27 protein-coding genes are annotated in these 23,613 nt (G+C 56.1%); 1 reads left to right on the forward strand and 26 read right to left on the reverse strand.

What is annotated here, in order from left to right; genetic code table 11:
* Positions 1–141: 141 nt before the first annotated feature.
* The 14 genes from ABD796_RS13170 to ABD796_RS13235 form a co-directional block, all read right to left on the reverse strand.
* Entirely contained in the window at positions 142–768 is a 627-nt protein-coding gene (locus ABD796_RS13170) for a redox-sensing transcriptional repressor Rex (RefSeq protein ID WP_344908530.1), read from the reverse strand.
* Positions 765–3,623 carry an ATP-dependent DNA helicase DinG gene (dinG, locus tag ABD796_RS13175; protein WP_344908531.1) on the reverse strand — a complete coding sequence of 953 codons (2,859 nt, stop codon included), beginning with the start codon at positions 3,621–3,623 and terminating at the stop codon, positions 765–767. The genes ABD796_RS13170 and dinG overlap by 4 nt, the downstream gene beginning before the upstream one ends.
* Positions 3,624–3,741: 118 nt before the next feature.
* A complete protein-coding gene (locus ABD796_RS13180) occupies positions 3,742–4,431 on the reverse strand; it encodes a tetratricopeptide repeat protein (protein WP_344908532.1) in 690 nt (229 codons plus the stop codon).
* Positions 4,432–4,468: 37 nt separating this feature from the next.
* A complete protein-coding gene (gene panD, locus ABD796_RS13185; protein ID WP_344908533.1) occupies positions 4,469–4,852 on the reverse strand; it encodes an aspartate 1-decarboxylase in 384 nt (127 codons plus the stop codon).
* Positions 4,843–5,745 carry a pantoate--beta-alanine ligase gene (panC, locus tag ABD796_RS13190; RefSeq protein ID WP_344908950.1) on the reverse strand — a complete coding sequence of 301 codons (903 nt, stop codon included), beginning with the start codon at positions 5,743–5,745 and terminating at the stop codon, positions 4,843–4,845. The genes panD and panC overlap by 10 nt, the downstream gene beginning before the upstream one ends.
* 28 nt (positions 5,746–5,773) lie before the next feature.
* Complete coding sequence (panB, locus tag ABD796_RS13195; RefSeq protein ID WP_344908535.1) at positions 5,774–6,634, reverse strand: 3-methyl-2-oxobutanoate hydroxymethyltransferase; 861 nt, start codon at positions 6,632–6,634, stop codon at positions 5,774–5,776.
* 313 nt (positions 6,635–6,947) lie between these two features.
* Positions 6,948–7,907 (reverse strand): biotin--[acetyl-CoA-carboxylase] ligase, encoded by a 960-nt coding sequence (locus ABD796_RS13200; RefSeq protein WP_344908537.1) that lies wholly within the window; start codon positions 7,905–7,907, stop codon positions 6,948–6,950.
* Complete coding sequence (locus ABD796_RS13205; RefSeq protein ID WP_344908539.1) at positions 7,907–9,196, reverse strand: CCA tRNA nucleotidyltransferase; 1,290 nt, start codon at positions 9,194–9,196, stop codon at positions 7,907–7,909. The genes ABD796_RS13200 and ABD796_RS13205 overlap by 1 nt, the downstream gene beginning before the upstream one ends.
* A 36-nt stretch (positions 9,197–9,232) precedes the next feature.
* Complete coding sequence (bshA, locus tag ABD796_RS13210) at positions 9,233–10,405, reverse strand: N-acetyl-alpha-D-glucosaminyl L-malate synthase BshA (RefSeq protein ID WP_344908541.1); 1,173 nt, start codon at positions 10,403–10,405, stop codon at positions 9,233–9,235.
* A gap of 113 nt (positions 10,406–10,518) precedes the next feature.
* On the reverse strand, positions 10,519–11,217 hold the full coding sequence (gene bshB1 / locus ABD796_RS13215; protein ID WP_344908543.1) for a bacillithiol biosynthesis deacetylase BshB1: 699 nt from the start codon (positions 11,215–11,217) through the stop codon (positions 10,519–10,521).
* Positions 11,218–11,219: 2 nt separating this feature from the next.
* Complete coding sequence (locus tag ABD796_RS13220; RefSeq protein WP_344908545.1) at positions 11,220–11,636, reverse strand: methylglyoxal synthase; 417 nt, start codon at positions 11,634–11,636, stop codon at positions 11,220–11,222.
* Between the two features lie 41 nt (positions 11,637–11,677).
* Positions 11,678–12,481: a 4-hydroxy-tetrahydrodipicolinate reductase gene (gene dapB, locus ABD796_RS13225; RefSeq protein WP_344908547.1), complete on the reverse strand. Its 804-nt coding sequence runs from the start codon at positions 12,479–12,481 to the stop codon at positions 11,678–11,680.
* 63 nt (positions 12,482–12,544) lie between these two features.
* Positions 12,545–13,057 (reverse strand): tetratricopeptide repeat protein, encoded by a 513-nt coding sequence (locus ABD796_RS13230; protein WP_344908549.1) that lies wholly within the window; start codon positions 13,055–13,057, stop codon positions 12,545–12,547.
* Between the two features lie 112 nt (positions 13,058–13,169).
* The gene (locus ABD796_RS13235; RefSeq protein ID WP_344908551.1) at positions 13,170–13,508 is read right to left on the reverse strand and encodes a nucleotide pyrophosphohydrolase; all 339 of its coding nucleotides are present in this window, start codon (positions 13,506–13,508) and stop codon (positions 13,170–13,172) included.
* A gap of 154 nt (positions 13,509–13,662) precedes the next feature.
* On the opposite strand from ABD796_RS13235, the gene ABD796_RS13240 reads away from it, so the two are divergent.
* Positions 13,663–14,529, forward strand: a complete 867-nt coding sequence (locus tag ABD796_RS13240) for a YitT family protein (protein WP_344908552.1) — start codon at positions 13,663–13,665, stop codon at positions 14,527–14,529.
* A gap of 48 nt (positions 14,530–14,577) precedes the next feature.
* Here the strand turns inward: ABD796_RS13240 and ABD796_RS13245 are convergent, their stop codons facing one another.
* From ABD796_RS13245 to ABD796_RS13300, 12 genes are all read right to left on the reverse strand, one after another.
* Complete coding sequence (locus ABD796_RS13245) at positions 14,578–15,444, reverse strand: sporulation protein YpjB (protein ID WP_344908554.1); 867 nt, start codon at positions 15,442–15,444, stop codon at positions 14,578–14,580.
* 18 nt (positions 15,445–15,462) lie between these two features.
* Positions 15,463–16,134: a DUF1405 domain-containing protein gene (locus ABD796_RS13250; RefSeq protein ID WP_344908556.1), complete on the reverse strand. Its 672-nt coding sequence runs from the start codon at positions 16,132–16,134 to the stop codon at positions 15,463–15,465.
* Between the two features lie 94 nt (positions 16,135–16,228).
* A complete protein-coding gene (locus ABD796_RS13255) occupies positions 16,229–17,116 on the reverse strand; it encodes a c-type cytochrome (protein WP_344908557.1) in 888 nt (295 codons plus the stop codon).
* A gap of 19 nt (positions 17,117–17,135) precedes the next feature.
* The gene (gene qcrB / locus ABD796_RS13260) at positions 17,136–17,807 is read right to left on the reverse strand and encodes a menaquinol-cytochrome c reductase cytochrome b subunit (protein WP_344908559.1); all 672 of its coding nucleotides are present in this window, start codon (positions 17,805–17,807) and stop codon (positions 17,136–17,138) included.
* Positions 17,808–17,824: 17 nt separating this feature from the next.
* The gene (locus tag ABD796_RS13265) at positions 17,825–18,367 is read right to left on the reverse strand and encodes a Rieske (2Fe-2S) protein (protein ID WP_344908561.1); all 543 of its coding nucleotides are present in this window, start codon (positions 18,365–18,367) and stop codon (positions 17,825–17,827) included.
* Between the two features lie 255 nt (positions 18,368–18,622).
* Positions 18,623–19,069 (reverse strand): DUF2487 family protein, encoded by a 447-nt coding sequence (locus ABD796_RS13270; protein WP_344908562.1) that lies wholly within the window; start codon positions 19,067–19,069, stop codon positions 18,623–18,625.
* A 290-nt stretch (positions 19,070–19,359) separates the two neighbouring features.
* The gene (locus ABD796_RS13275; protein WP_379120388.1) at positions 19,360–19,536 is read right to left on the reverse strand and encodes an IDEAL domain-containing protein; all 177 of its coding nucleotides are present in this window, start codon (positions 19,534–19,536) and stop codon (positions 19,360–19,362) included.
* 70 nt (positions 19,537–19,606) lie between these two features.
* Positions 19,607–20,116 (reverse strand): gamma carbonic anhydrase family protein, encoded by a 510-nt coding sequence (locus ABD796_RS13280; RefSeq protein WP_344908566.1) that lies wholly within the window; start codon positions 20,114–20,116, stop codon positions 19,607–19,609.
* 42 nt (positions 20,117–20,158) lie between these two features.
* The gene (locus ABD796_RS13285; protein ID WP_344908568.1) at positions 20,159–21,289 is read right to left on the reverse strand and encodes a hypothetical protein; all 1,131 of its coding nucleotides are present in this window, start codon (positions 21,287–21,289) and stop codon (positions 20,159–20,161) included.
* 124 nt (positions 21,290–21,413) lie between these two features.
* The gene (locus ABD796_RS13290; protein WP_344908569.1) at positions 21,414–21,998 is read right to left on the reverse strand and encodes a histidine phosphatase family protein; all 585 of its coding nucleotides are present in this window, start codon (positions 21,996–21,998) and stop codon (positions 21,414–21,416) included.
* A 69-nt stretch (positions 21,999–22,067) separates the two neighbouring features.
* Positions 22,068–22,670 carry an anti-sigma factor family protein gene (locus ABD796_RS13295; RefSeq protein ID WP_344908571.1) on the reverse strand — a complete coding sequence of 201 codons (603 nt, stop codon included), beginning with the start codon at positions 22,668–22,670 and terminating at the stop codon, positions 22,068–22,070.
* Positions 22,671–22,686: 16 nt separating this feature from the next.
* A complete protein-coding gene (locus ABD796_RS13300; protein ID WP_344908573.1) occupies positions 22,687–23,268 on the reverse strand; it encodes an RNA polymerase sigma factor in 582 nt (193 codons plus the stop codon).
* Between the last annotated feature and the right edge of the window lie 345 nt (positions 23,269–23,613).

Consider the following 23,613-nt stretch of genomic DNA (forward strand, 5'->3'; position numbering starts at 1 on the left):
CTTTTTGATCACCTAGATAATCTATGCATATGTAATCTAGGTATTAGTATATCCGAGGCGAACCGCCTTGTCCAATCCTTAACGAAAAAATGACCCCTGACGCGGCGGGCGCGTTCAGGAGTCGTCGGATGTCTCGACCGATTACGGATGGTCCAAGTAATAGGCCAGACTCATCAGCTCGGTCGTAAAATCGGCATGATGCACGCGGATATCGGGCGGCACCTTGATGATGACCGGCGCAAAGTTCAGAATCGCTTCCACGCCGGCTTCGACGAATTGGTTTGCCACCAGTTGGGCCTCGAAGGCGGGAACCGTAATGATGCCGATGCGCACCTTATGCTCGCGGATCGTCTCGGTCAGCTCGGTCATCGGCAGCACGGTCAAGTTATTGATCTGCACCCCGATTTTGTCCGGAAAACTGTCGAACACGGCGACGATCTTCATATTGTCCTTCAAATAAGCGTTGTAATTGCAGAGCGCCCGTCCGAGATTGCCGGCGCCGACCAGCGCGACCGGAATGATCTGGTCGAGCTTGAGGATTTGGCGAATTTTCTCGATCAGATATGCGACGTCGTAGCCGATTCCCTTTTTGCCGAATTCGCCGAAATAAGCCAGATCCTTACGGATCTGCGCCGGATTCAGATCGAGCTTCTGCCCCAAATCCTGCGACGACACCATATGCACGTTGCGCCGGGAAAGCTCGTTCAAGTAACGTAAATATACCGGAAGGCGGCGAACGACGGCTTCGGATATTTTGGGCGTTTTCATCCGTTCTCCCCTCCCATCCAATCGGATATTCTCGAAACCAGGTGCTGCGTATTCATATGCTCGATCTTCGGTCCCGGGAGCGAATACAGAAAGTTGCGGCCGTACGACGTCTCCAACACGCGGGTATCGTAAATAATAACGACTCCGCGGTCCTGGGCGGTCCGTACAAGCCGTCCGAAGCCCTGCTTGAAGCGGATAACCGCCTGCGGTACGGACAAAGCGGTGAACGGATTCTGGTTGTTCTTCTTGACCTGCTCGTTCTTCGCTTCGACGAGCGGATGATTCGGCGGTTGGAAAGGGAGCCGGATGATCGCCAGACACGTCAGCGCCTCTCCGGGAATGTCCACGCCTTCCCAGAAGCTGCTGGTGCCAAGCAGAACGCTGGCTGAATGAGAACGGAACATACGGATCAGCTTGCTGCGGTTGCCGCTGTCCACGCCTTGTCCGAGCACGTGAATCGCATGCGGTTTCAGCCGCTCCTTCAGCTCCGGGTGAATCTGCTTCAGCATACGGTGCGAAGTGAATAGAACGAGCATCCGGCCTTTCGTCTCCACAGCCACGTCGGCCAGAGAGCCGGCCAGCGCCTCGAGGAAAGCCGCGTCGGCTGTCGCTCCTTTCACGCTCGGGAAGTCGCGCGGAATCAATACCAGCGCCTGCTGACGGTATTGGAACGGCGAAGGCAGCTGTACCGTCTTTACCTTCTCCTCGTCGGACAACGGCTGCAGGCCGAGCTGCGAGGCGCTGTACTGGAACGATTTGTTCACCGTCAGCGTAGCCGACGTCAGCACGACGCTGTCCTTCGTATCGAAGAAATGCTGCTTCAGCAATTGACTGACATCGAGCGGAACGGCGAACAGCTGTACCGACTTGCTCTTGTAGTAAGGCGAAGCCTCCAGCCAATAGACGTGCTCCGCCTCCGGCATGCGCATGCAAAACCGCAATACGTCGCGATGGCGGACAAGCTGCTTGACCGAGCCGGACAAGTCGGTGAGGACGCTGCTCGTCGAAAACTCGTCGGTTTCCTCCTTCAGCTCGGACACCAGCCGGTCCAGCTTTTTCGCCGTTTCCGTTATTTCCAAATAAATATTTTCTTCGATCACTTGCAGAGAGCTCCACGACTTCGGCAGCGAATCCGGTTTTAGCCGCAGCACGGCCTGCCCCGTTTCCCCCGACGACACGTCCATCCGCTCGCCGATGAGCAGGAACAGAAGCTCCGTCAGCTTGTCCCATTCTTCCTTGATGCGGGCCAGACGGGGATAGACCGATTCGATCGCCGCATTCCATTCCGCGGCTTTCTGCTCCGAGCCCCGCTCCAGCCTGAACTGCAAGGACGGCAGCTGCCCGCTCCGAGCATCCTTATACAGCCACAGCAGCGTATTGACCATGGAGCCGTAATGCAGGTCCATGCCCAGATGCTTGCTCGCGACCTCCTCGAAATGGTGAGCTTCGTCGATGACCAGCTGCTTGTATGCGGGCAGCAGCCGGTTTTCCGCCTGAATATCGGTGAACAGCAGCGAATGGTTCGTAATGACGACGTCGGCTATATTCGCTTCGTTGCGCGCCCGGTGATAGAAGCATTTTTTGAACCAAGGGCACATCCGGTTCAGACACGAGTCCGTATCGCTTGCGACCGTTTGCCAAAACTCGGCCCCTCTATTCGCGAAATACAGCTCCTCGTCGTCCCCGTGCTTCGTCTCGCTCAGCCATACGACCATCTGGGCCGCACTGATCCGGTCGTCCTTCTCGCTGGCGAAGTCCCGGTTATACAGCTTCTGTTCAAACTTGCGGAGGCACAAATAATGGCTGCGCCCCTTCAGCACCGCCGCGCGGAACGGCACCGGAAAAATGTCCTGAAGCAGCGGGATATCGCGTCCGCGAAGCTGCTCCTGCAGATTGATCGTATGCGTGCTGACGATCACCTTCTTGTCTTCCTTGATTCCGTAGTAAAGCGAAGGAATCAAATAACCGAGCGATTTGCCCGTTCCCGTTCCGGCTTCGACCATCAGGTGACGTCCGGCGTCGAAGGCGCTCTCCACTTCCATAATCATCTGCTGCTGCGCTTCTCGTTCCTCGAAATGCTCGAATCGCTCGCGCAAATTTTCGCGGATTTTTCCGTAGAACGAATCGAACGTTTCGGACTTGCCGATCGTCTCGTCTTCCTTCTCCGACCGCGCGGGCTTCTCCTGATCCCAGTCGCCGACGTTCAATACGTATTGCCGGAAGTAGCGTTCGGTATCCGGATCGATCACGGACTGCTGCTCTTTATACAGACGCATTTCCTGAAAAAACCAGCCGAGATCGCCGGGATCGCTTTCGAACAATTGGGCGATTTTTTGCACCGTCATCAGCGGCAGTTCGTCGAAACGCTCCAGGCAGCGGATCCAGATCAAGGCCGTCGCTTCCGCGTCGCTGTCCGCTTGGTGCGGACGGTCGTGCTCCAGGCCGAACGCCGCGCTGACCATCGACAGCTGCAGGCTGGTCAAGCCGGGGAACAGCACCCGCAGCACCGGAATCGTATCCAGTACCCGGCCGTCGAACGGCAAATAACCGCTTCTTTCGCAAGCGTAGCGCAAAAACATATGGTCAAAACCGGCATTATGCGCCACCAGGGCGCTGTCGGCCAGCAGCGGCAGCATGTCGGACAGCACGTCCTCCAGCGCCGGAGCGTCCGCCACCATGGCGTCCGTAATACCTGTCAGTTGTACGATAAATTCGGGTATAGCCTTATTGGGCTTGACCAGGGACGCATACCGCCGGCTTATGGCTCCGTCCTCTATAACAACAAGACCAACCTGTATGATATCATCGGAAGGTTGGTCTCCAGTCGTTTCAAAATCGATTACCGCATATCTCATCCGGCTTCTCTTCAATCCCTTCTTCACGATTCCCTCTCTAGCATACCAAATTAGGCGGCGAAAAGGGAAGGAAAGATTTCCGAATGTTTGTTTGCCTGCCGGCCGGTTCGTCTTGCCATTAATGAATAAATCCGGGTCCCGACAGCTTCACGGAGCCGTTCTGGGACATGCAAATGCCCATGTTGATCATCGGTTCCACGCTGCTTGGATCGGCCGTGTAAGCCAGCTTGAACAGCTGCTGGGCCTGCTCCATATTGGCGTTTTTGGCCTGAATGCAGCCCATGGCATTGTAGGAGATAGCTTTCATTTGATGCTGCTCGGTCATCGACGTAATCAATCGGAAATGCCGATACGCTTCAACATCATTGCCGAGCCGCATATGCCCCATGGCCAAGTACAGCCGCGCAAGCAGAAAATCGGGCTGCTGCTCAACCGCCTTGGCGAATTCCCGAATGGCGTTGTCGTACATCAGCAGTTGGAAATAGCCCTGCCCTTTCTTGAACGTCTCCGACGCCTCGTCCAGCTCCAAGCTCGGCTCCTGGGCCGGTGCCGCTTCGCTTGCCGCGTTTGGAACGGCGGTTTCGCCGGGAATCGCTTGTTCGCCGTTATCGGCCTGCGGCATGGACTCCAGAAATCGGGAAAGCTTTTCTTCAAAATGCAGCCAATGCTCGATAAACGAATCGCTCATCGACTTCAACACGTCCAGCTTCTTGTGCAGATCCTGCTTCCCTTGGACATCGGCCGTCGGATAAAGACGGACGATATCCTCCAACGCGTCGTTCATCGTGGCGAACAACTGCTTCAACATGACCTGATCCCACCTTGGCTGAGAAATCGCGGTGCTGTTACATCACTGTGGAATGGGTCTCGACGTTCAGCGTGTCGATGACCTTGTTGTCGGCTCCCATGATGGCGATTCGCGGCTTGTACGTTTGGGCCTCTTCGCGCGTCATCATTGCGTAAGAAATAATAATGACGGTATCGCCCGGGTGAACGAGGCGTGCGGCGGCGCCGTTCAGACAAATAACGCCGGAGCCCCGGGGGCCGGGAATGACGTACGTTTCGAGACGCGCTCCGTTGTTATTATCTACAACCTGCACTTTTTCATTAGGTAAAAGTTCAACCAAATCCATCAGATCTTCGTCGATCGTTATGCTGCCTATATAGTTCAGGTTCGCCTCCGTGACGGTGGCGCGGTGAATTTTCGATTTCATCATGGTCAAGAACATGCCGGTTCCCCTCCTTCAGGAAAAAAAATGCGATTGTCGATCAAGCGGGTTTTGCCGAACCGGACGGCCAGGGCGACAAGAATCGGCTGCGAACCGTTCCACTGCTCCATCGAGACGACGGAGTCGAGTCCCGGATACGTGCGGATTTCGGCATAGTCGATCCGGGCCAGCGGCGCGGACTCGATATGGTCGCGGATTCGTCCGTTCAGCCGGTCGACCGTCATGCCTTCCTCGGTCAGCCACCCGTCGATCCGTCCGAGCGTAGCGGATAAAATAACCGCCTGCTTGCGCTCCTCTTCGTTCAAATACACGTTGCGCGAGCTCATCGCCAAGCCGTCCGCTTCCCGCAGCGTCTCGCAGCGCACGATCGTTACCGGAACGTTCAGATCCGCCACGAACTGCTCGATGACCGCGATTTGCTGGGCATCTTTCATGCCGAAGTAAGCTTTATCCGGCTGAACGATCTGAAACAGCTTCGTCACCACAGTGGCTACGCCGTCAAAATGCCCAGGACGAGACGAACCGCACAACACCTCGGTAATATTCGACACAATCACTTTGGTTCGAATCGGAGTCGGGTACATATCCGTCACACCAGGCATAAATACCAAATCGGCCCCGGCCTCCGAAGCAAGCCGGAGGTCGCGTTCCCTATCGCGCGGATAGCGCTCGAAATCTTCGTTGGGCCCGAACTGCAGCGGGTTAACGAAGATGCTCAGAACGACAATATCGCATTCTTTGCGCGCCCGTTCGATCAAACTTTGGTGTCCTTGGTGCAAATAGCCCATCGTCGGCACGAAACCGACGGTACATTCCGGCTTGCCGTGAAGCGTCTCGCGGCGGGCTTCTTTCAAGGCCAGGCGTATATCCTGAATCGTTTCTACGGTCTTCATACGGCTTTCTCCATCCCCGTTCGCTCCATTATTCGTCAGACGGCTTGCTGCCGTACAATTGTCCGGCAATTTCCAAGTCGGCATGGAACGTATGCTCCTGCGCCGGGAAGCTGCGGTTTTTGACTTCTTTTACATACTCGGCGATGCCATTACGTATAGAGTCTCCAATGTTGGCGTATGTTTTAACCATTTTTTTTGGATACGCCGGGGACGAGTATTGAAGCAGGTCGTGGAAAACGAGTACCTGCCCGTCGCAATTCGGCCCAGCCCCGATTCCGATCGTCGGAATGGACAGCTGCCTGGTGATCTCTGCGGACAGCTCGTCGGTTGTCAGCTCCAGCACGATGGCGAACGCTCCGGCCTGTTCCAGCGCTTTAGCGTCATCCAGCAGCTTGCGGGCTTGCTCGTTGTTTTTGCCTTGCACCTTGTAGCCGCCGATCTGATACACCGATTGCGGCGTCAGCCCGAGGTGTCCGACGACCGGAACGCCAGCCCTCACGCTCGCTTCGACCGTATGGGCGATTTCCGCGCCGCCCTCCATCTTCACTGCCTGGCACAATCCTTCCCGCATCAGCCTGCCGATGCCGGCTAGCGATTGGTCGATGGATCCATGGTACGTCATGAACGGCATGTCGGCCACGACGAACGTGCCGGTAGCCGCGCGCGTCACCATCTTCGTATGATAAATGATGTCGTCCAGCGTGACCGGCAGCGTCGATTGCTGGCCCTGTACGACGTTGCCGAGTGAATCGCCGACCAGGATGACGTCCACGCCGGCCTCCTCGGCAAGCTTCGCCGAAGGATAGTCGTAAGCGGTCACCATCGAGATTGGCACGCCATCCGCTTTCATCTTTTTCATTCGGGTCGTGCTCAGTTTTTTCGGTTCCATCTTCAACACCCGCTTCCTTCAAAGTGGCCCCGAACCGGTCTGTGGACGCAAAAAAACCTTTTGGCGCAAGCCAAAAGGAGCTGAATGCAACAGGAAACGAATCGTCAGATCAGTTTTCCGTCTCGGTCCTTTTCGGCTCAGAGCAGAATGTACTGGACTTGCATGTCTTGCACGCAGGATGGAAGTACCACCGTACCTCCTGGCAAGACATCGTTTCATCGGGCAAAACGGTTTCGAGAGTGCAGTTCCAGCTAGGATACCGCCTCTTCCTTCCCATTATACCAGCCGTTCACCGGATCGTCATCTTTTTTCGTCAAATTTCCGCAGAATACAGCTTCGTCACCTTGCCGTCAGGCGTGCGAAGGCGGAGAGCACCCATCTCGTCAATCGACTCCGCGACTCCCTCCACTTCGCCTTTGGGCGTGCGGGCGCGAATCGTCTTGCCGAGCGATACCGACAGCGCCTCCCAGGATGCGCGAATCGGCTCGAAGCCCTCGTCATGATACAGCTTGTACAACGTCTCGAACTGCTCGAGGAAAGCGGCGATCAGCCCGGTCCGACTCCATTCTCTGCCGGAAGCGATGCGCAGGGACGTGGCGACAGAGCGGAGCGTTTCCGGATAATCCCCGGTCTCGAGGTTCACGCTTATGCCGATTCCGACGATGACATAATGAAGCCGCTCATCCTCGGCGCTCGATTCGAGCAAAATGCCGGTGATCTTCTTGCCCTCGATCAGCAAATCGTTCGGCCACTTGATGCCGACTGGCAGCGGCTCGAGCTTGCGGATCGCGCGGCATAACGCCACCGCCACCAGCAGCGTAAGCTGTGGGGTAAACTGCAGCGGCATGCGCGGCCGCAGCAGCAGACTCATCCATATGCCTTTGCCCTTCGGGGAATGCCAGCTTCGCCCCATGCGGCCGCGGCCGGCCGTCTGCTGCTCGGCCAGCACAATCGTTCCTTCCGCCGCCCCTTCTTGAGCAAGCTTGTGCGCAATCGTCTGCGTCGAGTCGACCGAGTCGTAGAGCTTGATCGTCCGGCCCGCTCCGGTCGCCGGCAGCGCCGCGAGCAGCTCGGCCATCTTGTAGCGGTCGGGAATCCCCACCAGCCGATACCCTTTGCGCGGAACGGCATCAAAAATATAGCCTTGCTCGCGCAAACTTGTAATGTGCTTCCATACCGCCGTGCGCGAGCAATGAAGCTGCTCGCTTAGCTGTTCTCCCGACAAGTATTCATTGGGCCTTTCCGTAAAAAAGGCCAGCAGTCGTTGTTCCATCAGTATGTATCCCGCTTTGCTATGAATTTCGCCTGCTCCGCAAGCGCTTCTCGTTCATTCGGCAGCCGGCGCCCCGCCGTCAGCAGCAGCAGCTCGCCGAGCAGCTGTCCGAGCCACGGTCCGGGGGGCTTGTCCAGTTCGCGGACGAGCTCGGAGCCGTCAATGGCCAAATCCTGGACACGCTCCACCGGCACCCGCTCCAGCCACAGGCTTGCGTTGCTCAGGAAGGCGGCGGCATGAGGCTCGCCGGCAAGCGCACCGGTTTCCGCCTTGTACCGCCAAGCGGCCAGCGTCAGCCAGTCCCGGACGATCGACTTGCCGAAGGAGACGGCTGCCCGGGCGATCAGATCGTAACCGGCTTCGCCGCCGTCCGTTTCCCGCCAGCGCGACCGCTCCATCCATTCGTCCGCCTGCAGCAGCTTGACGATGTGCTCCGATTTTTTGCCCGGAAAAGTAAGCCGCTTCAACGATTGCTTCGCTTGCGAGGCGTCAAGCCCCAACCGCGCGAGCAACCCCGTCCAGCGCAGCTCGGGATCGTCAAGTTCGGCCAGCCTCCATACCGCTCGGTCGGTATCACCGCGCGTCAGCGAAGGCCAGCCGACGGACTCCTTGAAATAATCGGGCAAGCGGCTTTGCGCCAGGAGATCAATCGCCCGGTCCGGCGCAGAGCCGGCGATCATTTTCGTCAATTCGGCGTACACCCGCTCCATCGCCACGTGGACAAGAAGCGGGGCATGATCGACCAGCGCCTCCCACGTGTCGTCCTCTATCCCGAAGCCGTATTCGCAGGCGAACCGGATGCCGCGCAGCATGCGCAGCGCATCCTCGCCGAACCGCTCAAGCGGATCGCCGACGGCGCGTATAAGGCATCCGACCAAATCCCGCTGCCCTCCGAACGGATCGATGATACGGCCGTCCTCCGCCAGCGCCATCGCGTTAATCGTGAAATCCCGCCGCCGCAAATCCTCGTTCAGATCGGATATAAATTCGACTTCCTTCGGCCTGCGGTACTGCTCGTACTCCGATTCTTTCCGAAACGTCGTCACTTCGAACGGATGGCGTTCCATCAGAACGGTGACCGTACCGTGCGCAAGGCCCGTCGGCACCGTCCTCTCGAACAGCTCCAGCACGGTCTCGGGCAAGGCGGACGTGGCGATATCGATGTCCTTGAGCGGCTTGCCGATCAGCTTATCCCGCACGCAGCCGCCTACGAAATACGCCTCGTACCCGGCTTGGACGAGGCGCCTCAGCACTTCCTTGCCTTCCTGCTCCATCGACTCCGACATCATTCACGCTCCTTCCTTATCCAATCTCAGACGTCCCCGTCAAGCCCGGCACATCTCGTTCAGATTAATATCCGGCACTTGGCGTCCGAGTACGCGGTAATAAATCTGTTCGTATTGCGCGGTAATCAAATCGTTGCAAAACGTATTCCTGGCCCTCTCCAGACAAGCGTTCGAGACGGTTTCGTACAGCTCCGCATCTTCCAGCAGCCGAACCGCATGCTCGGCCATCTGCTCCGTGTCGCCGATCGGCGCCAGGAATCCGGTCTCCCCGTGCGTGATCAGTTCCGGAATGCCGCCGGCGTTGGAGCCGACGGTAGGTACGCCGCAGGCCATCGCCTCCAGAGCAACGAGTCCGAAGCTTTCCTTCTCGGAAGGCAGCAGCATCACGTCCGCAAGCGAAATCACTTGGGCTACGTCATCCTGCTTCCCGGCGAAGATCACCCGCTCCGTCAAGCCCATTTCCTTTACCTTGCAGATCGTTTTGGACAACTCCGGCCCTTCGCCGACGAACAGCAGCTTGGACGGAACACGCTCGTTGACCTTCGCGAATACGTCCACAACGTCGCTAATACGCTTCACCGGCCGGAAGTTGGAAATATGCAGCAGCAGCTTCTCGTCCGGGCGAACGTAGTCCCGGCGCATCGATGAAACATCCCGAGGGTAATATACCCGCTTGTCGACGAAATTGTAGGCAAGATCGATCGGCTTGTCGATATGCAGCAAGTCCCGCGTTTCCCGGATCAAATCCATGGAAACCGCCGTAACCGCGTCGCTGCGTTCGATGGCCAGCCGAATGAGATCGCTCAGCGACTCGTCCTGGCCGAGCACCGTAATATCGGTGCCGTGAAGCGTCGTAATGACTTTCAGGTCGCAACCCGCCATCTCCTTCGCCAGAAAGGCGCATACGGCATGAGGCACCGCATAATGGACATGAAGCAGGTCGAGCTTTTCCATCTTCGCCACCTGAGCCATCTTGCTGGCCAGCGATAAGTCGTATGGCGGATATTTGAACACATAATAGTCGTTGACTTCGACCTCGTGGTAATAAATGTTTTTGTGGAATTTACCCAGCCTAAACGGGACGCTGTGCGTAATAAAGTGAACCTCGTGGCCTTTTTCCGCAAGCAATTTCCCGAGCTCCGTCGCTACGACTCCGGAGCCCCCGAGCGACGGGTAGCATGTAATTCCTATTTTCAGACGGTCGCTGCTCATTCCGTTTCCTCCCCGCTTGTGCGGCATGCTTGCCTCTGGGCGGCTCCTGTCATAAAGCCCCCGTTATGTTCCGCGGAATTAGCGTCACGCTTTACAGTATATTCGCCCTGTTGTCAGAATAGGTCGACGATCAGCGGCTGCTTGGATACGAAGCCTTCCGCATAAGGAACCATCCGCTTCTGCCCAAGCAGACGGTCTCGTGCCTCAACGCGGTCCAGATAGTCCTGATTGAGCGGAGTGGCGACGAAGCCGTTTCCTCCCGCCGCCGGCGTAAACTGGCTGGCATAGGCGCGCAAGGCGGCCGTCTTGGCCGGATACGCCTCGGTTACGTCTACGAGCAGATCGGCGCGATCGACGTCGTTAATAAAGTAAAAATAAAGCTGCTCCACGGTCACCGGCTCCGATTCGGGCATGTACCGGCGCAGCTTGGCGTTAAACACCGCCTCTTCGACCAGTCGGCTGCATGCTACATGATCGGGGTGCCTGTCCTGCCAGTAAGGGGCGAAGACGATACTCGGCCGGCGCTGGCGGATTTCCCGGGTTATTGCGTCGGCGTTCTCCTTCGTCAGATACAATCCACGGTCGGGCAAGCCCAGATTCGATCTTGCCGCAAGGCCGAGAATGCGTCCGGCTTCGTCCGCTTCCTGCCGCCTCGTCTCCACATCCCCGTTGGAGGACATTTCCGCGCGCGTCAGGTCGCATACGGCAACGCGATAGCCGGAGCGCGTATGCTTGGCGATCGTGCCGGCCATTCCGATCTCGGCATCATCCGGATGGGCCCCGAATATTAAAATATCGACCGATTCGGACATATTCACATCACACCCGGTTTATATTTGTCTTTCAGCTCCCGCCAGCCAAATTCCCCGCGGTCCAAGGATCGGACGAGCAGCTCGGCCGAAGCGATATTCGTAGCGACAGGTATTCCCTGGACATCGCACAGGCGGAGCAAGGCGATAATATCCGGCTCGTGCGGCTGGGCCATAAGCGGGTCTCGCAGGAATACGACAAGATCCATTTCATTGCGGGCGACCATGGCGCCGATCTGCTGGTCTCCTCCGAGCGGTCCGGACATGAAGCGGTGCACTTGCAGCTTGGTCGCCTCCATCACCCTCGTGCCGGTGGTGCCGGTCGCGTACAGCTCATGATGGCTGAACACTTCCTCGTAGGCGATCACGAAATTGACCATTTCCTCTTTTTTGCGGTCATGTGCGATTAAAGCGATATTCATCGGGTATCCCTCCACTGTTCGCTCCCGGTTGCTTGCCCCGGTCAATCGATAAAATGCTCAAAACCGTATACGATGCCGGTCAACTCCATCGCTTTCTTTATCGACAGATTGACCCCCGGCATGTAGCCTGCACGGTCGTACGAATCGTGACGGATTTTCAGCGTCTGCCCGAAGCCGCCGAAGACGACTTCCTGCTGGGCGAAGACGCCCGGCAAGCGCACGCTATGTATCCGGAAACCGTTGTAATAACCGCCTCTGGCCCCTTCGATCGTTTCTTCCTCCTGCGGATTGCCTTGGCGCAGCTCCTGCCGGTTGCTGGCGATCAGCTCGGCCGTCTTGATCGAAGTGCCCGACGGAGCGTCCAGCTTCTGATCGCCGTGGTATTCGATAATTTCCACGTGAGGCATATGTTTGGCCGCTTGAGCGGCAAATTTCATCATCAAGATCGCGCCGATGGAAAAGTTGGGCGCTATAATGCCGCCAATGCCGTTATCTTTGCAAAGCTTGTCCAGTTCCTCGATCTGGTCCGGCGAGAGACCCGTTGTCCCGATAACCGGACGGACCCGTCTGCCGATGGCGATTCGGCTGTTCGATAGGACGGCCTGCGGCGTCGTAAAATCGACCAGCACGTGCGCGTCCGCCCCTTGAAGGGCGGTGTCCAGATCCGTTTTGATCGGAACGCCGCACGCGGGCAAGCCCACTAGCGTTCCCGCATCCACTCCTTCGTGCGAACGGTTAATGGCGGCCACCAGCCGCAGCTCCGGGTCTGCCAGTACCATTTTGACGACTTCCTTGCCCATTCTTCCGCTTGCTCCGGCTACAGCTACATGAATTTTAGCGTCCATATGTGATCCCCTTTTTCGGTAGTAGTCTAAAGCGTATGAAAAAGATAATAGCCGTGCTCCCGCCTAAGAACGCAAATAACGCTTCAGCTTCGCTCTATATCTCCCCGCAAGCCGATTCGCCTGCGCGTTCTGCGGCTCCAGCTTGACCGCATCCTTGGCCGCCTGCAGCGCGAGCTCGTACTGCCCCTGCTCCCCATAGGCGATCGCGAGCAGCAAATACGCTTCCGTCAGAAGCGGGTCGAGGCAGACGGCCTGCTTCAGTTGTTCGACGGCGCGATACAGCTGCCTGGAGTCATCCCATTGCGTTCCCGCATCGCGGACCAGCAACCGAGCTTCTACCGCATCGGCATGCAGCCGGTATACGTCGTGATCCGCTTGCAGCTTGCAAGCCAGCCTGGCGTGCTTGATCGCCTTATCCAGCCGGTTGCTGCGCGCGTACGTGACCGATAGTTTGTAGTGATAGTCCGCATTGTCCGGATCGACCCGAACGGCTTGCTCGAACCAGTCGATCGCCCGTTCGAAATCGGCATCCAGAATCGAAGCGTAAGCTTGCTTGATTTCGTCCTCGCCGTCCATCGTCGCCCTCCTCTGCCCCGAATCTCATACCGGCCAAGCCGGTGCAAGCTCCTTGCATCCGAGTACGGCAGCGGCATTCGCCCTGCGTATCCGATGGTACAGCATATGAAGATCAGCCTTGTTCGGTGTCCTTTTTCGTCCACCGGTCGGCGTCCCTGGTCTGGAATTTGCGCATGACCGCATTATGGGCCTCGGTCAGGTCGATGCCGAGCGAATTGGCAAAGCAGATCGTAATGAACAAAATATCGCCAAGCTCCAGCTCGATCGAATTATCCGCTTCCCCGGCCTTTTTCGGTTTCGGCCCGAACTGATGGTTGACTTCGCGAGCCAGCTCCCCGACTTCCTCCGACATCCGGGCGAGCATAGCGAGCGGACTGAAATAACCTTCTTTATATTGGGAAATGTAAGCATCCACTTCCCTCTGCATCTCTTGAAGAGATTTTTCCGGCATGCTCAGAACACTCCTCCTATCCGGCTCTTTCTTTGAAACGCTGTTCTATCCTACATGTTAACGCAAAAGGGCGGCGGAAAACAAATCTTTTTTGCTATCCGAGGGGCATACTAGAAACAAATGACAGTCTATCGGACAGACGGGGGGGACCATCATGCGCAGCAAATGGCTGGAAGGGCTGAAATCGTGGGTCCCTATCGCCTTGGGTACCGCGGTATACGCATTCGCGCTCCATTATTTTGTCATCCCGAACGAGCTGATGGAGGGCGGCGTCACGGGCATCTCGCTGCTTCTCAATTATGCCTTGGACTGGCCGATATCGATTACGACGCTTGCCCTGAACGTTCCGCTGTTCCTGCTCGGCTGGAAAACGATCGGCAAGTCGGCGATGCTCTATACGGTAATCGGCGCTTTGACGCTGTCGCTGTTTTTACGGCTCATGGAGGTAGCGATCGGCCACGGCTGGATCGTCCCGTTCCGCGCGGAACACGATTTTTTTCTAGCTACCTTGTATGCCGGTCTCACGCTCGGTATCGGCCTCGGAATCGTTTTTCGCTTCGGCGGCACGACCGGTGGTACGGACATAATCGCCAGCTTGCTTTCCAGAACGAGGGGCTGGAGCATAGGGCAAGTCATTCTTGCCGTCGACGTGCTCGTGATCGGATCGTCGCTGCTCTATATTCCGAAAGAAAAAGTGCTGTATACGCTCGTAGCCGTCTTCATCGCTTCGCGGACGATCGACTTTATAACGGAAGGCGCTTATTCCGCCAAAGCGTTCACCATCATATCCGATGAAGGAGACCGGATCGCCGAGGCGATAACGCAGGAGATGGATCGGGGCGTTACGCTGTTTGCTGCAAAAGGGGCTTATTCGCAATCGGGTAAAAATGTCGTGTACAGCGTAGTCGCGCGCCAGGAAACGCGCAAGCTGAAGGGAATCGTCAAAAGCATCGATCCCCAAGCTTTTATTGTTATCTCCGATGTGCACGACGTGCTGGGCGAAGGCTTTCGGGGCCGCTGACGGTTCGCGGTCTGCCCTGCGATGCAGCAAAAAAAGACACGGGTGGCTTCACCGCCCCCCGCGCCTGTTGCCTCCTCCGAACGAATTCCGTTCGAAATCGAATATGCGCCATGCCGCAAACGATAAGATAGCGACGATGACCGATCCCAGCAAAACGACCGATGCCATCGGCACCTCCGGCTCTACCATGGGCACGTAAGCCGATCGGTCCGTTCGCTGGAACAGCTCGTCCAGCGTCAGCCGCAGATGCTCTAGCGCGCCGCCCAACTGCTGCAAATCGGATTCGGCCCCGCTCAACCGTCCGCGCATAAAAGCCATCAAGGAATCCATCTTCTCGACCTGAAACGGCTGCCTGCTAATCAATAGCGACGGCCGTATCGTATTGTAGCGGAACTGCAGCTCCTCCAGCTGTTTGGCGGCAGTGCCTCTGTCCCTGAGCTGTACGGCTTGTCCGAGTTGGTCGGCCGCTTCCTTCATCCCTTTATAATATTGCAGCCACATCGGCTGGTTGGCATGCGTCAGCGCATCGGTAGCCAGCCGGATTTTGGCAACGGCGGCTTGTCCTTCCTCAGGCGTCACATGAACCGACTGCAGCACCCGCTTGGCCTGCACGATCGTTTCCGACAACGCGCTTACCCCTTCGACCGAAGTCATCCCTTCGAATCGGATTTCCGTCATTTTACTGCCCAGTTGCTCCAACTTGTCCCGCGCCTTTTCAATATCGCCGTCCATCATATAGCGGTACAGCTCGTCCGCTGCAGCGTTCAGTTGAGCCGCCTGCCGGAGCTGCTCCGGCGAAACCGGATTGCCCTGCTCGACGGACTGCTCCTTTTTGACGCATCCGGCCAGCACGAGCAGAACAAGCAGTACGGCAAGGCTGGACCACCCCAATCGTCCATTGCCGAAAACGAACATCGGACATCCCCCCTCGACTCATCTTATGGGGGAATGTCCGGTTTTAGACCAACGGATCGTAAGGGCGACGATCGCCGTGCTGACTAGCGTCATCGTCCAAGTGAACAGCTCGATTGCACCCAAATCATCGAGTAAAATATCTCTAAGCCACGGGTAAATCCCGGCGTGGTAATCCAGCCAATCATTGAGGAACAGCAGCAGCAGGGCGAACAGCATATGAACTCCCCGCACGCGGAAGCGGCCAATAAACAGTAGCGCTTCCACCGCCATGCCCAGATGGGAAACGATCAGCATCCATTCCTGCCAGACGAGCGGCTCTCCTTGATAAGCGACAGCTGCGTTCATGGCGACCGCCCATACACCGTATTTGACTGACGATATGGCTCCCAGCGCAGCTATGAAGCCGACTCCGTTCGAACCGATCCCCTTCGGGGCGAACAGCAAGACGCCCAGAGATACGGTGAACCAGAGACTCGCGGTCGGACTATCGGGAACGAACAGCACCAGCCAGGGGGACATAGTCTCAACCGTACTGACGATCTGATCCCAATACCACACGTAGCCGTAGACGGTCCCCAGCACATTGACGACGAACAGGGCAAGGAGAAACGCGCGGTTATGCAGAAAAACGCGGTCAAACCAAACGAATAGCGACACGGACAGCCCTCCCGGCGACAGCGCTTGCGACACGGACTTTCTCCGCACGCAGCGCAGCACGGCGCTTTGAAGCGAAAGACCTGACCGTCGAAACGGTCAGGTCTTGTCTTGGCCATGCTGAATGCTTTTATTGTTTCTTCTGATTGGCGAGCCAGCCTGCGAGTTGATCGAGCTCCGCTGCCGTCAGACCTTTTTGAATATTGGGTTCGTACTGGGCGGTCATGCCCGGCGCTTGCCCTTTCTTGATAATGTTCATAATCTCATCTTTGGTATGCTTGTCGCCAGTACCGCGAAGCGACGGAGCCGCAGGACTGCCTTTCAAATCCTTGGCATGACACGTTACGCATGTCGCTTTCTGATAAACCGTATAGCCCGGATCATCCTCGGCGACGATAGCCGCGACTGTAGGCTTCTTCGCCCCGCCGCTGCCGGACGTACCGCCGGCATTCTTGGCTTCCTTCATTTCTTCCTCGCGCTTGATATGCTCGGGAATCAGGTTTTTGTCCGTCAGCTCTTTTTGATAGTGCGTCCATGAGACGACCGTCAAGTGAATGCAGGCAATCAGCGTAACGAACATCATGGCGGAAGCGATCGGACGTCTGTAAAATCTTCTTTCCTTGCCCGTATCGAGGAACGGAGCAAGCAAAAGGCCGCCGAACGCAATGCCCGGGATAATGATCGAACCGATAAAAATTTTCAGCGTATTGCCGGAAACGTACGGATATTTGAGGAATTGATACAGGAACAGGAAGTACCAGTCCGGCATCGGGATGATCGCCGTGTTCGTCGGGTCCGCCGGATAGCCGAGCGGAGCGGCCTCTTGCATGACAAGCACGAGTACGCCTACAAGAGCTACACAACCTACCATCCATTCCTTAAGCAGAAAGTTCGGGATAAACACTTCCGATTTTCCGGGAAAAGCCGAATAATCGGGAGGGATCATCGGCCCGCTCTTGCGTACGCGGGAATCGCCGACGTAAACCACTTTTTCTTTTGAATTATGACCGTGTGCCACGCATTCGTCCTCCCTTCTATTATAGTGGTCCGGAAATGCCCTGTTTGCGGATCATGAAGAAGTGACCTGCGAGCAGTGCAAGGAGAACCCCCGGCAAGAAGAATACATGCAGCGCGAAGAAGCGGGTCAACGTCTGGGCGCCAACGATCTCGCCGCCTTGCAGGAATAAACCAATGTAATGTCCGATAACCGGAATGCTGGTCGCGATCCCGATGCCGACCTTGGTCGCGAAATACGCTTTATTGTCCCAAGGGAGCAAGTAACCGGTAAATCCAAGACCGAGCATTACGAAGAAGATCAGCATGCCGACTACCCAGTTCATTTCGCGAGGCGCTTTATACGAGCCTGTGAAAAAGACGCGCAGGGTATGTAGGAACATCATGACGATAACGAGACTCGCGCCCCAGTGATGCATGCCCCGAACGATAACGCCGAAAGCGACTTTGTTCTGCAAATAGTCGACGCTCGTGTAGGCATTGATAATATCGGGCACGTAATACATGGTCAGAAACATACCCGACAAAATTTGAATAATGACCAAGAAGAAGGTCAGCCCGCCGAAGCAATAGACGAACGCGGAAAAATGGTGCGCCGGGTTTACGTGCTCAGGTACCTCGTGATCCGCAACGTCTCTCCATAAAGGGGTTATATCAAGACGCTCGTCAATCCAGTTGTACATGCTTTTGAACATTTGATCGTAACGCCTCCTTATTTCGTGACGTGCTGGTTCGGCTGAACTTTGCCGAGGTACACAAATCCGCCTTCAACTTTGATCTTGTACTCGTCAAGCGGAGCGGGCGCTACTGCCAAGTTTTTGCCTTCCTTGGTGTAATGCGCTTCGTGACACGGACAAAAAAATTGGTTTGGAAACCGTGTATCCGCATTCCAGTTGACCGTACAGCCCAAATGTTTGCAGACCGGCGACAAGGCGTAAATCTCGCCTTTCTCATCCTTCAGGATCCACGCTTCCAGTTCCTTATCGCTCTCGTACCAGCCATCCACCTGATGCACCTGGAATTTGAACGATTTCGGTTCGGCCGTAATCTTGCTTTCTTCCACAACCTTTACGAACTCACCTGCGCCCGCCGGTTGCAGGATCGGGTCGACAGCAAAACGGATCATCGGAATTGTGACGCCCGCCGCCATGAAAGCAGTTGTTCCGCCGAGGGCATACGATAAAAATTGACGGCGGGACATTTCGCGCCGCGGAATCGGTTTTTCGGAAGAATGCTTGTGTTGAGCGTCATGCATTTCGTCTTCTACCCCCTTTTATGCCATTTATCGCACGTCGTAAAACGACAATTTTGTTTGCACGCATACTAGGACATTATTTATAATAGCTTAGGACATGTAGGGCGTCAAGAACGGAGAGTTTGGATTTGCAAGCCGTTTCGAAGCGTACGAGCCAACATTTAACGAAATTGTCACAAGTTCGTCTCGCACTTATCCTTCACATTTTTTCCGTCAATCATACGCCCGAAATTTGCCGCTCCTCCGACAGGCGGATTACGCCCCTTTCTCCGCACCTTTCCTCCACATGGCGCCGATTTCCTCGGCCGCCTTGGTCCGGAACGCATCGGCCTGCATCACTTCCCCGTCCGCCGCCTCCGGACAAAGCATCAGATCCGCGTCGGGATAAGGCGCGCCCTCCACGGCCGGCTGGCCGGTTATAAGAATCACGTAGCGAAATCCCGCCCCTTTCAGCTTCTGGCACACGGAATTGACCATGAAAGCGGCACCCGGGCCTTCCACGTAATGAAAAGCGGGATAAGTAACGATCCGTCCTTTGTAAGGCCCTTCGATGCAATCCATGATGTCCCGCAAATATTCCAGCTCCTGCGTCGCCTCCCACGGCTGCTCAAAGCCCGTCAAGCCGGTTACCGGCAGCAGACACGTGTCCAGATAAGGCTTCAGCCCTTCCCAATCGGCACGTTCGATATCGCTGAATTTCAAAGCTTGTCCACTCCTTGTCGTTCGGTTCGCTTCAGACGCCTTCAAGGCGCTCTTCTTAATTTAGCACAAAGACCCGGCGAAGGCGATCAAAATCGCCGCGAAGCGCTGGGCAATCGCATTAAAAAAACGGCGGCAAAGCGACGCTGCGGCAGCGTCTTCTCCTCGAACCGCACTTGAAATCGGATTCCCTGTCCGTTTAACGGCTTGCCGGGCCGCAAAAAAAAGACGGTAGACGCACGTCCGTCACCGTCTTTTGTTCGTCCAAGCGTTTCAGGCGTCGCCGCCGTCGATCAGGAATGCAGTTCCTTCCACTGCTGCGTCAGCGCAATAAACGACTCTTCGTCCCCTCTCGCGAGGGCATTGTCGATTTCCCGGTAAAGCGCCTGCTCCTTCTGCTTGCGTATCGCATCGTCCAGCACCATTTCCGCGAATAGTCCCAGCATTGCCGCGTAACCGGAAACGTCCATTTTTTCCAAAGGGCACCCCTCCCAGTAGGAAAGCGTCGGTCGAAGGCGAAGAAGGAGCAGGCCGAATCCTTTACAACTCGCCCCTGTACTCCTTGCCTTTTCGCACATAGCTTTCCATCGTTCGTTGCATTCGCTGCAAATCTTGCTCCGTCAGCTCCCGCACCACTTTGGCCGGCGAACCGAGCGAGAGCGTATAGCCCGGTATCTTCTTGTTCTCGGTGACGATCGAACCGGCCCCTATTAAAGCATATTCACCGATTTCCGCCCCGTTTAGTACGATAGCCCCCATGCCGATTAATGTGCCTTTGCCTATCGTGCAGCCATGGATGATGGCGCCGTGTCCGACCGACACTTCGTCGCCGACGATGAGCGGCTGGTCCTGGTTCACATGGCCGATGCAGCCGTCCTGGATGTTCGTCCGGCGACCGATCCGGATCGGGGCCAAATCCCCTCTCAGCACGGTGTTATACCAGACAGAGCCCTCCTCTCCGATCGCAACGTCCCCGATCAGTTGAATGCCGGCCGCCAGATAGACCGTCGGATGAATATGCGGATAAGCTTCCTTGTAGTGATGCAGCATTGGCGTTCGCTCCGTTTCTGTTAGGAAATGGAGAAAATTGTATCAAGGGAATGGCAGATTGTCAATCTGCAGCGGTATCGCCTCCTCGTCGGCCACATACGTCCCTTCCATGACGCTCTCGCCAAGCTTTGTCATCCGGATCGTGCTTCCCAGCTCCCCGTCTTCGCCGAAGCGCAGCAGCCCGAGATGCGTCATCATCTGCAAGATGCGCCGCTCAAAGATCGATTCCGACGTGTCGTAGTAAAATGGACGGATAAGCGGACACATGACCTCCGCCAGCGACTGCACCGTGACCCAATCGGTTGCCAGCTTGCCGATCCAAAACACGAGCGACTGCAAGTTCGGAATCGGTCCCTTGTACAGCTTGAGCCAAAACCGATACAGCTGCGCCAGATTTTCGCGCCGTCCCTCCAATACCGTCTGTTTCCCTTTGTCGGTCAGTTGCAGCACGCCCGGACGCTCCTCCAGCAGATCGTGGAAGTAGCAGTAGTCGTATAGAAACGATAGCCGGTCCGGCAAATCCCGGTACTTGCGGCCGTAGCCGAACCGCCAGCCTCCCTTGGGCGCCGGCTGCTCCTTGACCGAAAGCCTGTCGAGCAGTTGCTGCAAATGACGCTTATAAAGAGCGCCGTCGGACGTCAGTACGACTTCGTTGTGATATATATAATGAAGAAGCTGGTACACATCGTCGACGATCAGCGTATGTTCGTCCCGATATACGTCGGGATCGTCCGCGTAGACGAGATCGCGGCCGAATGAACGCGCCATCGTATCGGTAAACCGTTTCTTCAAATCTTGCGGGAACTGAAACAAATATTTCGTCGTCTGCGAATAGCCGTTGAACAGCCAGCCGCGCCGCTTGAAGCTGGCGATCATCTCGCGCGGATTGCCGGGCTCCCCGGTCTGTCCGAAATGAGAGAGCTGGGCTCTCGCGACAAGCTCCTCGAGACTGAACAAATCCCGCTGCTCGAACACGAGCGAATTCAAAAAACGGATATGCTCCGTCGGCATCGCCCCCAACTCCCGTTCGAATACGTCGCGGCGGTTCACCTGAGACAAGATCGACTGGATCAAATCGTTTTTGGAATGCCCGTTGCATTTGCAATCATATGCGTTCGCAATGCTGCTCAATTGTTGGATATCGGCGTAGCAAAGCATGTCGGCCAAGTTCATCGTAGCGTCCCCCCTCTGCTTTACTAACCAGTATCGCTATTTTTTGGGAAATTAAACGCCCCAAAACGCGAAAAAACCCGCACATCCGTCCTTTTGACGAATTTGCGGGCTTGGCTTATATCAATTATCGCTGACTTTGCACCAAATGGTCGGTACAGTTAAATAATACGCATTCCCAGCCTTCGGGCTTTTTCTCGACGACGGTCAACGAGGTGTTCTGAATGCTGCCTTCCGGCATTCGCGCCAGCATGCCGTTGAGCAGTACGGCGATAAAAGCGCCGTGGGTCACGACGAGGATGCGTTTGCCCGCCTGCCCGGCGGCAAGCTCGTCCAAATATCCCGCTCCTCGCGCATACAGATCGGCATTGCTTTCAACGCCATGATCGAGCAAATGCCAGTCGTCCCCCCAGGCAGCGACTCGCTCCGCCTGCGTGGTGCCATCCAGCCGGCCATGCGTCCGCTCCCGCAAGCTTCGTTCCAGCCGAACCGGACCGAGACCCGCGATGCCGGCAATAATGTCCGCCGTTTCTTTGGCGCGCGCCAAATCGCTGCTGACGACGCAATCCCATCGTTCCGACAGCAGCCGCTCGCCTAGAGCGTACGCCTGTCTTCTACCCGCTTCATTCAAAGGGATATCGTTCTGGCCCTGCAGACGACCCGCTACGTTCCATTCCGTCGTTCCGTGCCGAATAAACCCCAATATCGTCACAAGCTTTCCTTCCTTCCCATTGCATTCTCGTTGAAAAAAGGACCTCCGCTTAGAGGTCCGGTCCGACGGCTATGCTTTTGTCCGCGAGAGCCAATTCATAATCAGTATCGTTCCCGTCAGGCCAAGCAGCGAAACGACGACCATATAGTCGGGAACGCTGCGGATCGGCCCCATCGTTACCATGTAAGGATCTTTCAGACTGGCCGTGGCCGTCGGCAAGTTTTTGGCTTTGACGGCGACGTTGTGCACCTCGTTCGTAGCGCTGGCTACCGGTTTCAGACCGTATTTGGGCGTCTTCTCGCCCCCTCCGACCCCCATGGCCGAGAGCACAAAGCCGAACACGAACAAAGTCATGCAAAGCGCCACGACAGCGGTCAGATTGCGGCGCAGCTTATAAGAAAAAGCATATAGCTTGTTGGGAACCGGGATGCGCCAGGATTCGTCCGCATAAATCCGGTTCATGACCTGGGCGGACACCGGCACGTATTCGACCTGCCGGTCGAGACCGACGACAGAATTGCGAATCAGATCGGTGCTTTCCTCCCAGATCTCGAATTCTTCCCGGCACGTCGGACATTGCCCGATATGCTCATCGACGGCTCGGCGCCGATCGTCGTCTTCCGGCAAATCCCAATAGGCCCCCAACCATTCTTGAACATCGTGGCATTTCATGGCTGATTCATCCCTTCTACTCTTTGAAGACAGGCTCCATGTAAGGCTCGAGCTGCATCTTGATGCTTGCTCTGGCTCTGAACAGCAGCGATTTGACCGAGCTGACGGTCTGACCGAGAATGGTGGCGATCTCCTGGTAGTCCATCTGGTCGTACTCGCGCAGGATGAGAGCGGAACGCTGCTTCTCCGGCAAATTGTTGATAGCGTCCCGTACCATGGACACCTTCTCATTGCGCAGCATGGCCTGCTCCGGCGTATGCTCCGACGAAGCGACCGACAGGGCCAATGCGAAGGCGCTGTTCTCCTCCAGCGATACGTGAACGTTTTTATTTTTACGGAGCTCGCTGAGCACCGTGTTGCGGGCAATCGTGTAAAGCCAAGTCGAGAAGGAAGCTTCGACCTCGCGGAAAGAATGCAGGCTGCGATACGCTTTGTAAAACGTCTCCGAGCATAAATCCTCGGCCATCGTATCCATGCGGGCGCTTTTCAGCATGTGATAAATGTACGACAAGATTTTGCGCTCGTAACGCCGCATCAATTCTTCGTAATATTGCACGTTGCCATCCTTGATTTCCCGAATTAACTGGGAATCGGTCATTACAAGCGCCCCTCCTTGCCTAACCCGAGTGACGCTCCCAGCCAATAGTCTACTTAGTTTTACTATGACGGGAGCAAAAAGTTGCGCGGAACGCGAAAAAACAGGCAAAAGGTAGCCTATAGCGTTTCGCCTTAAGCTATAACAATTCTGCAAATACTAGGAAAATTCCTTCTTGCACAAAAAAAAAGACCACCGAAACCGGTGGTTGCACACAGTGCCATATTTTCGGATAGGAGTGGAGAGAAACCATACTGTACTTTTATTATATGTATCCGTTTTCATTTTGTCAACACATTTTTGAAAACGGTTTCCCTCATATTCATTTTTTAATGTACTTCCTAATAG

This window comes from Paenibacillus hodogayensis (genome assembly GCF_039536325.1).
Taxonomy (GTDB): domain Bacteria; phylum Bacillota; class Bacilli; order Paenibacillales; family NBRC-103111; genus Paenibacillus_AB; species Paenibacillus_AB hodogayensis.

Excerpts from the sequence above, each read along its gene's own strand:
- ABD796_RS13170 (WP_344908530.1), bottom strand. The coding sequence starts at position 768 with ATGAAAACGCCCAAAATATCCGAAGCCGTCGTTCGCCGCCTTCCGGTA.
- dinG (WP_344908531.1), bottom strand. The coding sequence starts at position 3,623 with ATGAGATATGCGGTAATCGATTTTGAAACGACTGGAGACCAACCTTCC.
- ABD796_RS13180 (WP_344908532.1), bottom strand. The coding sequence starts at position 4,431 with ATGTTGAAGCAGTTGTTCGCCACGATGAACGACGCGTTGGAGGATATC.
- panD (WP_344908533.1), bottom strand. The coding sequence starts at position 4,852 with ATGTTCTTGACCATGATGAAATCGAAAATTCACCGCGCCACCGTCACG.
- panC (WP_344908950.1), bottom strand. The coding sequence starts at position 5,745 with ATGAAGACCGTAGAAACGATTCAGGATATACGCCTGGCCTTGAAAGAA.
- panB (WP_344908535.1), bottom strand. The coding sequence starts at position 6,634 with ATGGAACCGAAAAAACTGAGCACGACCCGAATGAAAAAGATGAAAGCG.
- ABD796_RS13200 (WP_344908537.1), bottom strand. The coding sequence starts at position 7,907 with ATGGAACAACGACTGCTGGCCTTTTTTACGGAAAGGCCCAATGAATAC.
- ABD796_RS13205 (WP_344908539.1), bottom strand. The coding sequence starts at position 9,196 with ATGATGTCGGAGTCGATGGAGCAGGAAGGCAAGGAAGTGCTGAGGCGC.
- bshA (WP_344908541.1), bottom strand. The coding sequence starts at position 10,405 with ATGAGCAGCGACCGTCTGAAAATAGGAATTACATGCTACCCGTCGCTC.
- bshB1 (WP_344908543.1), bottom strand. The coding sequence starts at position 11,217 with ATGTCCGAATCGGTCGATATTTTAATATTCGGGGCCCATCCGGATGAT.
- ABD796_RS13220 (WP_344908545.1), bottom strand. The coding sequence starts at position 11,636 with ATGAATATCGCTTTAATCGCACATGACCGCAAAAAAGAGGAAATGGTC.
- dapB (WP_344908547.1), bottom strand. The coding sequence starts at position 12,481 with ATGGACGCTAAAATTCATGTAGCTGTAGCCGGAGCAAGCGGAAGAATG.
- ABD796_RS13230 (WP_344908549.1), bottom strand. The coding sequence starts at position 13,057 with ATGGACGGCGAGGACGAAATCAAGCAAGCTTACGCTTCGATTCTGGAT.
- ABD796_RS13235 (WP_344908551.1), bottom strand. The coding sequence starts at position 13,508 with ATGCCGGAAAAATCTCTTCAAGAGATGCAGAGGGAAGTGGATGCTTAC.
- ABD796_RS13240 (WP_344908552.1), top strand. The coding sequence starts at position 13,663 with ATGCGCAGCAAATGGCTGGAAGGGCTGAAATCGTGGGTCCCTATCGCC.
- ABD796_RS13245 (WP_344908554.1), bottom strand. The coding sequence starts at position 15,444 with ATGTTCGTTTTCGGCAATGGACGATTGGGGTGGTCCAGCCTTGCCGTA.
- qcrB (WP_344908559.1), bottom strand. The coding sequence starts at position 17,807 with ATGTTCAAAAGCATGTACAACTGGATTGACGAGCGTCTTGATATAACC.
- ABD796_RS13265 (WP_344908561.1), bottom strand. The coding sequence starts at position 18,367 with ATGCATGACGCTCAACACAAGCATTCTTCCGAAAAACCGATTCCGCGG.
- ABD796_RS13275 (WP_379120388.1), bottom strand. The coding sequence starts at position 19,536 with ATGGACGTTTCCGGTTACGCGGCAATGCTGGGACTATTCGCGGAAATG.
- ABD796_RS13280 (WP_344908566.1), bottom strand. The coding sequence starts at position 20,116 with ATGCTGCATCACTACAAGGAAGCTTATCCGCATATTCATCCGACGGTC.
- ABD796_RS13285 (WP_344908568.1), bottom strand. The coding sequence starts at position 21,289 with ATGAACTTGGCCGACATGCTTTGCTACGCCGATATCCAACAATTGAGC.
- ABD796_RS13295 (WP_344908571.1), bottom strand. The coding sequence starts at position 22,670 with ATGAAATGCCACGATGTTCAAGAATGGTTGGGGGCCTATTGGGATTTG.
- ABD796_RS13300 (WP_344908573.1), bottom strand. The coding sequence starts at position 23,268 with ATGACCGATTCCCAGTTAATTCGGGAAATCAAGGATGGCAACGTGCAA.